General features: G+C 66.4%; 8 protein-coding genes and 2 pseudogenes. 5 read left to right on the forward strand and 5 right to left on the reverse strand.

Annotated elements, in window-relative coordinates; all coding sequences use genetic code 11:
• On the forward strand, positions 1–265 hold a 265-nt coding region (locus IU459_RS39035; RefSeq protein ID WP_228838975.1), incomplete at its 5' end, for a hypothetical protein.
• A gap of 24 nt (positions 266–289) precedes the next feature.
• On the opposite strand, the gene IU459_RS35715 is transcribed toward IU459_RS39035, so the two are convergent.
• The 3 genes from IU459_RS35715 to IU459_RS35725 form a co-directional block, all read right to left on the reverse strand.
• Positions 290–1,105 carry an ExeA family protein gene (locus IU459_RS35715; RefSeq protein ID WP_195134018.1) on the reverse strand — a complete coding sequence of 272 codons (816 nt, stop codon included), beginning with the start codon at positions 1,103–1,105 and terminating at the stop codon, positions 290–292.
• A complete protein-coding gene (locus IU459_RS35720) occupies positions 1,102–2,559 on the reverse strand; it encodes a DDE-type integrase/transposase/recombinase (RefSeq protein ID WP_324199154.1) in 1,458 nt (485 codons plus the stop codon). The genes IU459_RS35715 and IU459_RS35720 overlap by 4 nt, the downstream gene beginning before the upstream one ends.
• Before the next feature lie 76 nt (positions 2,560–2,635).
• Positions 2,636–3,271: an IS1 family transposase gene (locus IU459_RS35725; protein ID WP_195134019.1), complete on the reverse strand. Its 636-nt coding sequence runs from the start codon at positions 3,269–3,271 to the stop codon at positions 2,636–2,638.
• A gap of 198 nt (positions 3,272–3,469) precedes the next feature.
• Here IU459_RS35725 and IU459_RS35730 point away from each other — a divergent pair.
• Both IU459_RS35730 and IU459_RS35735 read left to right on the forward strand, forming a co-directional pair.
• Positions 3,470–4,846: pseudogene (locus IU459_RS35730) on the forward strand (transposase); the annotation flags it as partial.
• Between the two features lie 497 nt (positions 4,847–5,343).
• The gene (locus IU459_RS35735) at positions 5,344–5,721 is read left to right on the forward strand and encodes a recombinase family protein (RefSeq protein ID WP_228838976.1); all 378 of its coding nucleotides are present in this window, start codon (positions 5,344–5,346) and stop codon (positions 5,719–5,721) included.
• 460 nt (positions 5,722–6,181) lie between these two features.
• Here the strand turns inward: IU459_RS35735 and IU459_RS40245 are convergent, their stop codons facing one another.
• A complete protein-coding gene (locus IU459_RS40245; protein ID WP_369123105.1) occupies positions 6,182–6,559 on the reverse strand; it encodes a hypothetical protein in 378 nt (125 codons plus the stop codon).
• Between the two features lie 64 nt (positions 6,560–6,623).
• Here IU459_RS40245 and IU459_RS40250 point away from each other — a divergent pair.
• Positions 6,624–6,677: pseudogene (locus tag IU459_RS40250) on the forward strand (hypothetical protein); the annotation flags it as partial.
• Positions 6,678–6,770: 93 nt separating this feature from the next.
• Entirely contained in the window at positions 6,771–7,214 is a 444-nt protein-coding gene (locus IU459_RS39045; RefSeq protein ID WP_228838978.1) for a hypothetical protein, read from the forward strand.
• 172 nt (positions 7,215–7,386) lie between these two features.
• Here the strand turns inward: IU459_RS39045 and IU459_RS35745 are convergent, their stop codons facing one another.
• Positions 7,387–8,778, reverse strand: a complete 1,392-nt coding sequence (locus tag IU459_RS35745) for an IS1380 family transposase (protein WP_195134021.1) — start codon at positions 8,776–8,778, stop codon at positions 7,387–7,389.
• Between the last annotated feature and the right edge of the window lie 274 nt (positions 8,779–9,052).

Raw genomic sequence — 9,052 nt, forward strand, 5'->3', positions numbered from 1 at the left:
TGGCTACGAGTTGGGCGCCGTATTCCACGAGCCGCCACCCCAGGGCGGGACCCTTCCCCCGGCGTTCGTCGATCTCGTCCAGGAATGCCGGCGAGCCGCAGCACACGCGGTGATCACACTGCACGGGTGTTGCGCGTCATTGAGGGTGGTGATGATGTCGTCATCGTCGATGGTGATGATCGAGTCGTGGAAACGGCCCCGCCCGGTTGGTGAGCGGGGCCGTGATGGGCGTGGTGACGCTTTTGTCGCCGGTGTGGCGGGGTAATGGTCGTGGTGGTGTGAGTTCGGTTCAGTCCGAGGAGTTCTCGCTGATGGCGATGCGGGCTGAGTTCTCGTCGACGATGGCGTGGTCGGTGGCGAACGCTGCGGTGAGTGCTTGCAGGGCGAGGTTGTTGACCGCGCGGGGGTGCCCGCGGGAGGCGTTGTGGATCAATGCGATTGCGTCGTCGGAGAACAGGGTGTCGGCGCGGCCGGCGATTGAGCAGTGGTGGCGGATGTAATCGGCGGTGTCGACCGGGTTCATGCCGGTGATGCTGTAACGGACGGTGATCCGCTGGTCGAGCGCGGCCAGAACCCCGAGACGCAAGCGTTGCCGCAGGGTGGGCTGCCCGATCAGCACGACCGCGAACGGACTGCCCGAATCCATGTCGTGGTTGGTGAGCAGCCGGATCGCTTCGAGCTGATGGTTGTCGAGCAGGTGGGACTCATCCAGAGCCAGCACCGGGTGACGGCCCCGCTCTGCGGCCTCACCGGCTAGCGCGTCCGCGGCCTGCGGCGCGAGCGCGGAGGTGTGATAAGCGGGGGTGTGGCCGAGCGCGGACACGATGTGGTGGAGCATGCCTCGGACCCCGATCGTCGGGTTCGGTAAGTAGATGACGATGTGACGGGAAGGGTCCAGGGCAGCGGTCGCGGCGCGGACCGCGACGGTCTTGCCGGCGCCGACCTCGCCGGTGATCACGCCGATCGCGCGTTGATCGACGCACCAGCCGATGCGGGCGACCGCTTCGCTGTGACCGGGATGGCGGTGCAGCATCGAGGGGGCGAGGTCGCGGCCGAAAGGCATGCGGGTGAACCCGTAGAACTGTTGCAGGCGAACGACGCTCATGCGATGCCTGCCTCGGTGTCGGTGTCGGTGTCGGTGTCGGTGTCGGTGTCGAGGCGGGGCAGGTCGGCGTGCGGGTCGGCGGAGTAGAGCGCGTAGTAGCCGATGCGCTGGTCGGCGCGTAACGCCCGGTCGTGGGAGGCGGCGGTCAACGCGAGGTAGTCGATCCCGGTCGGTGGCGGCGGAACCGGTTGCGGTGTTTCGTGTTTGGCTTTCGGATGGGCATGGCGGGTGATGGTGTGGGGCAGGGCTTGCCCGTAGCTGCGGTCGTGGTAGCGGACCTCGACGGTTTCCAGGTCGAACGGGGAGAACACCAGCTCGACGCGGCGCCCCGCCAAACCGGCGTCGACGAGGTAGGTGTTCGAATGCAGCGACACCGTCGCTGTCTTGGTGACCGTGCGATACTCGCTCCAGAGGAACGCTTCGGTCAGGTCCGCCGCGGTCGGCATGGCCGGGGTCCGGCAGAGTCGGTCCCAGCCCGCCTCCCACCGCTGCAACGGTGTCTGTCCGGTTTCGGTGTGGACGCGGCGATGGTATTCGATCTCGACCCAGGCGGTGAACAGCCTGTTGAGCTCCAGAAGAGCGGTCGCGTGGTCGACCCCGGCGGTGGCCAGGTCCTCGGCGGTGGTGTCGGTGACCTCGACGAGGATCTGTTCACGGACGGTGCGGAAGAACCGCTCGATCTTGCCCCTGCCCTGCGGGCGCCCGGGTGTCGAATGAGTCAGGCGGACACCGAGTTTCGCGCAGGCCCGCAACAACCAGGCATCGGAGTAAGCACTCCCGTTGTCGACATAGACCGCTGCGGGGACCCCGCGCGCGGCCAGCGCCGGCCGCAGAGCGGCGGCCAGGCGCACGGTGTCCTCGGCGTAACCGAACCGGTAGCCGGTCAACAACCGGGTGTGATCGTCGATGAACGCGAACAGGTAGGTTTTCCGGTCACCGACCCTCGGGCCGTGCAGCGCGTCCCCGCACCACAATTCGTTCGGATCCGCGGCTTCGAACCGGCCGAACACCTCGCCCGTGTGCCCGGCGGCCGGGCCCATCAGTTCCAGGCGATGGAAATGGCGTAGCAAAGTGGATTCCGAGGGTGCCCATCCGGTCGCGGTCCGCAGGATCCGCGCGACCTGGGCGACCGTGCGGGCGGGATTCTCCCGCTTCAGCGACGCCGCCAACTCCAGCACTTGGGCGTCGGTGCGGGCGCCCAGCAACCGCGGCGAGGGCACCAGGGCCTCGAACCCGCCCTTGCGGTAGTTCCGCACCCACCGGTCGATCGTGTTGCGTGCCACCACGATCGGATTGCCGAACGGGTCCGTGTGGGTGGTAGCGGCGATCTCGCGGACCAGCCGTCCCCGCTGCTTGGTCGACAACCCCTCGTCCAGGGCCGGGCAGATCAGCCGATACCGGAACAACCCGATCGCCTGGGCGCGCTCGGCGCGCTTGTGTTCCTCCAACGACACCGTCGTTTCTCCTCTCGAAAGTGCCCCTGCCCGGCGAACGAGGATGCGGGCAAGCGACATTCGCGAGGATCACCGATCACACCGTGCCGCCGTCAGGGGCAACCGGTGTTGCGGAATCGTCATGCGCCAACGTGGGCCACCCTGGCGACAGCAGCCGGCCGCCGGAGACCGCGACCACCATCCGCAGTGCCGTCACCGCACCCACCACCGAGTGCGACCCGAACCGTGTTCGGACCACAGCGGCGGTGACCTCGACCGCGGCCACCAGATCCCGCCAACCACACCCCAAGCTGTCGGGAATCACCACGTCCACTCCGGTCACCACCGCAACCTGCAGAAACCGCGACCGCAGCGCCTCCAGACGGGCACCGGCCCGGCGCAACCAGCCCCGCACCGTCGCCGCCGGCACCGACAACGCCGCCGCGATCGACCGATGCCCCGCGCCCACAGCGCGTGCGGTGATCGCGGCCCACACCTGGTGCGCGGCATAGGATCTGCGCGCCAGCACGGTCACCGGCAGCAGCACATGGGTGACCCTGCAATCCCGGCAGCGGGCCCGCCGCGGCCGCAACGTCCCCTCCAGACCCTCGACCCGGCGCACCCGTGCGAAACCCCACCCCGCCAGCACCCCGCCCCCACACGCCGGACACCAGATCCCGCCCACCGCCAACCGGGACTCGACCAAACCTGGATCAGCCTCTACCGTCACCAACCGGTGCCTCCGCGCACTACCCGCGCGGCGCCCGCCGGGCCCGCCAAAACCACAGCGGGCGTCGCGCACCCAACCAGTGGTCTCCACCCTGATGGTGCACACGAACAAGATCAACCCCAGTGGCCGACCCGGCCGATATCACCACCCCCAGCGACGAACCCGGCCCCCGTGGTCACCACCCTGAGTGACGCTCAACACTGGGACAAGCTCACCGCCGGGATGTTTCACCTCGGGTTGCGCCGCCCGTCGGAGAAGGCGCTGCGCGAGCTGCGGCGTCGGCTCGGCGAGGCGCCGCTGCGGATGCTGTTCGAGACCGTGGCCGGACCGGTGGCGCAGCCGGGCACGCCCGGGGTGTGCTATCGCGGCTGGCGCACCGTCGCATTCGACGGGTGTTCCTCGTCCAAGGCTCCGGACCTGCCCTCGGTGTCTGCCTGGCTGGGCAAGCTCAAACACCGTTACGGTTCCGAGGGCTATCCGATGCTGAAGATCGTGGCATTGTGCGAGACCGGGACCCGGGCCCTGCTCGGCGCGGTGTTCGGGCTTGTCGACGTGGCCGAGCACGTTCACGCTGAGCACCTGTTGCCGCTGCTGGACGCGAAGATGTTGCTGCTCAACGACCGTGGGTTCGACTCCGACGAGTTCCTGTCCAAGATCGCCGGGACCGGCGCGCATATGCTTGTGCGTCTGCGAGGGCGCAGGAGTCCGGCACGGTGGGCGCACTTGCCAGACGGGACCTACCTGACCCGGATCGCCGGGGTCAGGTTGCGGATCATCGACGCGCACGTGAGCGCGACCACGGTGAAAGGACTGCGTGTGGGCGAGCGGTATCTGCTGGCCACTACCCTCACCGACCATCGTCGCCACCCCGCGACCGAGCTCATCGCCCTCTACCACGAGCGCTGGGAGATCGAATCAGCCTTCTACGCCCTGCGTCACACCCTGCAACGCGGCCTGGTACTGCGTTCCCAGCACCCCATCGGTCTCGCGCAGGAACTGTGGGCTCAGCTGACCGTCTACCAGCTCTTGCGCCGCGCGATGGCCGACGCCGTCGAGTCGCGACCGGGCACCGATCCCGACCGCGCCAGCTTCACCGTCGCCCTGGAAACGGCCAAAGACCAGCTGATCAATGCCGCAGCCATCCCCGACAACATCCAGACCGGCCGGATTCGACAGGCCGTGCTGGACAATCTGCTGCCGCCACGACGGCCACGCATCGCCCCACGCCGGGTGAAATGCCCCATCTCCCGCTACGCCGCACCACCGAGCCAAGCCATGATCACCGGTGTCGGCACGGTTGCGCAGGTCACCATCACCGCGACTCACAGCCAGCAACAGGCCCCCACCGGCCGCCGAGACAAAACACTCCAGCTCATGCGCACCGAACCGCATCGGACCTGGCGCCCTAGCGAAATCGCCCGAGGCATCGGCCTGCCTGAACCCAACACCCACAGCCTGCGCACCGATCTCCTCCGCTGGACTCGCGAAGGCATCCTGCACCACCACGCCCGAGGCGCTTACACACTCGCTCCGGAATGGATACAACCCGACCCACCGGAAATCCCCGAAACCCCTTGACATCAGGCCCTTCTCGTTAACTCCGTGATCTTGGGGTACTTCCTCCTCGACACGACTCCATCCTTCCCAAGAGATGAAGTCTCCGGACTCACCGGGGCGGTTCATATCGGCCTCGGCTCGAACATCCTGGATCAGCAGATTGTTCAAATGCGGCAACAGGGTTCGAACAAGATCAACGCACGCCTGCCACCTTCACCCATATCGTGACGGATCTTACGGAGACACGCCGACCAGCACGATCACGTTATCTGCGTCAGAACCCTTCAGGCTGGCAGCCGACAGTATCCGCAGCAAGCGCGGAACTCCAGTCGGCGCCGGCAACCCGCCGCACCAGTCCTGAACGCCTTCACGTCGGTGGCTCCGTCGGTGTCGAAAGAGACGGTTTCTCGTATCACCGACAAAATGGTCGCTGAAATGCAGGAATGGGCCAGCCGGCATCCGCCCTTGAGCGGAAGAAACACCAGGAGGGGAGTGTCGGAGATCCGTGCCGGGAATCAATGTCGGCAAACCAGATTTCGGCTATTTTCGACATCATGTTGATCGGCTACGGGCGGGTGTCGACCGCCGACCACCAGAACCCGGCTCATCAGATTGACGCGCTGCGGCGGGCCGGGGTGGATGAGGCCAACATACACATCGACATCCCTTCCGAGGTGAAATCCTCGCGTCCGAATCTGGAACTGGTGCTCACCATCGCCTGCCGGGGGACACCATCGTCATCACCCGCCTCGACCGGCTGGGCCGGTCGGTGCTGCACCAGATCACCCTCGGCGCGGCCCCGCGCGATCGCGGCACCGGTTTGTGTCTTGCGTCAACAATTTGGCAGGATCCGGCTGGTCATAAGCTTGACGCCATGGACGGCAGGATCCCCCTGAGACTGCTCGCTCATGCCGATGGCCGTGCGTCTTTCTGCTCAACCCGGTGGCGCCCCAGTCAGACACGGACCATCTTCGGGCGGTGAGTAACGAGGCGACGGCAAGTGCAGCGGAAGGTCCGCCGACCACTGCTCGGCTCCGTGAGGTGCTCAACCGTGCGGCGTCTGTCGTGATCGTCGAGGGACCCCCGGACGAAGTCGACGTCGCCGACTGGACGCGAATCGTGGTGACCGGTATCGAGATCACGGACTTGGCCCAGCGGCTGGCCATCGTGGACGGCGGAACCGGCGACCAATGCAGGTGCCTGGGCTGGCCGACCATCCTGGTGCACAACTCGCACGGCGACCTGATCGCCCGCTGGACACTGCACCACCAGTCCGCTCTGCAAGGCGTCTGCGACGCCGATCTGCGGGATGGGCCTGGCCTGACCGAATGGCTGGCGCAGCACGGTCTCACCGGATCAAAAGAGATACAGATGAAACTGGCTGCTCAGGAGGCCGAATCTGAGCAGCGGCGGATGCGGTGGCTTCATGCCGCGCCGGTGGGACTGGCCGGCGTTGCCGCAGACGTAACTGAACCGCCGAATCGTGACTACGACGGCTGGCTGGAAGCTGAACAACGGCTCGCTGCCCTTTTCCGGCAGCGCTACCCTGACGAGATCGACCGTGTGCGTATCCTGCTGGCATGGGCTGGGATTCCGTCGCGGGAGGCCAGCGGTGGTCTGAAGTGGTACGACTTGGCGGTGCAGCGTCTGCTCTTGGCTGAGGCCCCTGACATCGTTCTCACCGCGCTCATCGTGCAGTCGCCGAGCGCAGCCCAGCTCGACGGAGCGGTGCAATTGTTCAGCTCATTCGCGTTTGAACCCGAGTCTTCGGGGATGGGCGGCCTATTACCGGACGGTGGTGTCCAAGCATACGTTCACCGGGATCGACAGCCACCTGTGGTGGTTGACGTTCAAGTGGGCGGTGCGGACCCACCGCAACAAGCCGAAGTGGTGGGTGAAGGCCCGCTACTACGGCGCGTTCAACCCGGCCAGGTCGGACCGGTGGGTGTTCGGTGACCGCGACAGCGGTGCTTATCTCACCAAGACGGCCTGGACGAAGATCGTTCGGCACCAGATGGTCGACGGGTTCGCCTCACCGGACGATCCCGACCGCTCGGCTTACTGGGCGGCGCGTAAACGGCGCGGCAAACCCCCGATCGACCGATGGGGCCTGGTCCAACTGGCTCGCCAGAACGGACGCTGCCCGATCTGTCGCGGACTGCTGCTGTTCGCCGACCACGAGCCGCAATCCCCGGATGAGTGGGAGCAGTGGATTCTTGCGGCGCGCAAGGCGATCCGTCGCCAAGCAGTTACCACCGCAACGGAATCCGCCGCGTCGGGCGGTCCGAATGCTTCACGCCTCGTGCACACCCACTGCGCCCGCAAGGCCGCCCGCCGCCGTGACGGCGGTGGCACGACCACAACCCGCGACACCTCTGGGCTTGCTTGAGCCGGATGCGGTGAAAGCTGCAAGTCCGGTTCTTAGCCTCGATTCACCGATGAAGTTGCTGAGTGGGCCGCGCGCCGCAGGCGCGTGGCCCACTGGTTTTAGGTAGCGGGTAGCCGCTGGTCTGCCCAGCCTTTCCACTGTTACTCCTGGTTGTAGGGGTGGTTCGTGGAGTTCAGGCGGTCGAGAGTGGAGTGGTGGTGGCGTGCCACAACTGTCGCCAGGCCCGCGCCCAGGGCCAGTGAGCGGGCAGGTGCAGGACGGGTCTGCGTTGCGGTCGGGTGAAACGAGCGGGAATGTTGATGATCTTTCGGCGCAGGGTCGCCCCGCGAGCGCGGCCCAGTTGTGGGTCGGCGAGCCGACCGGCGGCCCGGAGCAGGTTGTGGGCGATCGCCGCGCACAGCACCCAGGCGGAGTTCGCGCCGAAACGCCCGGACGGCATGTGCGCCAGCGGGCCGTCGATCAGGTCGGCGAACACGGTTTCGATGACGGCATGGCGGCGGTGAGTGAGGTCGGCGTCGACGACCGGTTCGGTCGAGTCGGTGAAGAACGGGTGATACCGCCAGACCGGGAACAATTCGTCCTGACGAGCAGCATCGCGGACACGGCGCACGATCAGCCGGGCGGTTACCCGGTCAGGCTTTGAAGCGAAAGCGGTGGAAGGAATTTCGGCGACTTCGGCATCGGAAATCCATGCCCCGGTATCCGGATCTTGCACCGCACCGGGGTATTTCACCGGTGTCCACGCCTGATCGCCGATCGCCTCGATCGCGCGCTGCACAGCCCGGTTCTTCGTCAACACCAGCGAGAACCGCGCACCGCCGCGTCGGCAGGCTGCGATGACCGCGCGACCACCGAAGGCGGAATCCCCGCGGACCAGGATCTCCCCGGTCACCCCCGCTCCGCGGGCGCAAGTGATGGCTTGGGCGACCATCCGGGCTGCTCCTTTGGCCGAGCCGGCTTTGCCGGCTCGCAGCCTCATCCCCGCGATCACCGGCGCGGACAGGTCGGTGCTGATCGTGGTCGCCAGCGGCGAAAGACCTTTACGTAGAACCGGTTTACCCGACACCTTCGTGAACCCATACGACGCGCCCTGCTTGGCATACCCATACACCGGCCGCAACAACGAATCGATATCGACGAACGCCCGCCGGTCGGCACCCGCCAGCAGATCGACCCGCTGACATAGCCGTGACAAGTGCGCACCCAACACCGACTCCAGCTGGCGAGCATGACCGAAACTGAATTCCCGCAACAAAGTGCCGATCGTCGACGGCGCATACACCTGGCGGAACACCGGGGGCATGCCGCCGCTGCGAAGCACACCGACATCATCGATGCTGTCGGCGCCAGCACACATCCCGGCAATCAGCGTCGTCAGCTTCGGCCCGGCGTTTGCCGCTCCGGAGCGGATCCGCGGCTCGGTGATCGCTACCTTCTGCGTCAGGAGTTCACCCAGCCCGGTCTGCTCGGCCAACCGCATCACCGGCACCAGCCCGGCCAGCGACACAAGACTCTGATCATCGAACACCGCTGACTCCGCGGCGAACCTATGCAAAACTTGCACCCGAAGTGCCCTTCTGAACCGGACCGATCACTGCCTAGACAACAGTGATCTTCCCAGCTCAAAGGGCACTTCTCCATTCACGCCACCCCAACCCGACAGTAACCGATCTGTGGATCGAGGCTTAGTACTGCAACGACACTCAGGTGAGTGGGTGTCCGCGCCGTCGGTAGTGGGATAGGCGTGCTTGGTGTTGGCGGCGGCGTCGCCATCGTGACCAGGTCCAGATGTGGTCGGCGGAGTGCTGGCGGATGAGGACGAAGGCGATTAGCAGGCG

Origin of the sequence: Nocardia amamiensis (genome assembly GCF_015477605.1) — a bacterium.
In the GTDB taxonomy this organism is placed as follows: Bacteria; Actinomycetota; Actinomycetes; order Mycobacteriales; family Mycobacteriaceae; genus Nocardia; species Nocardia amamiensis_A.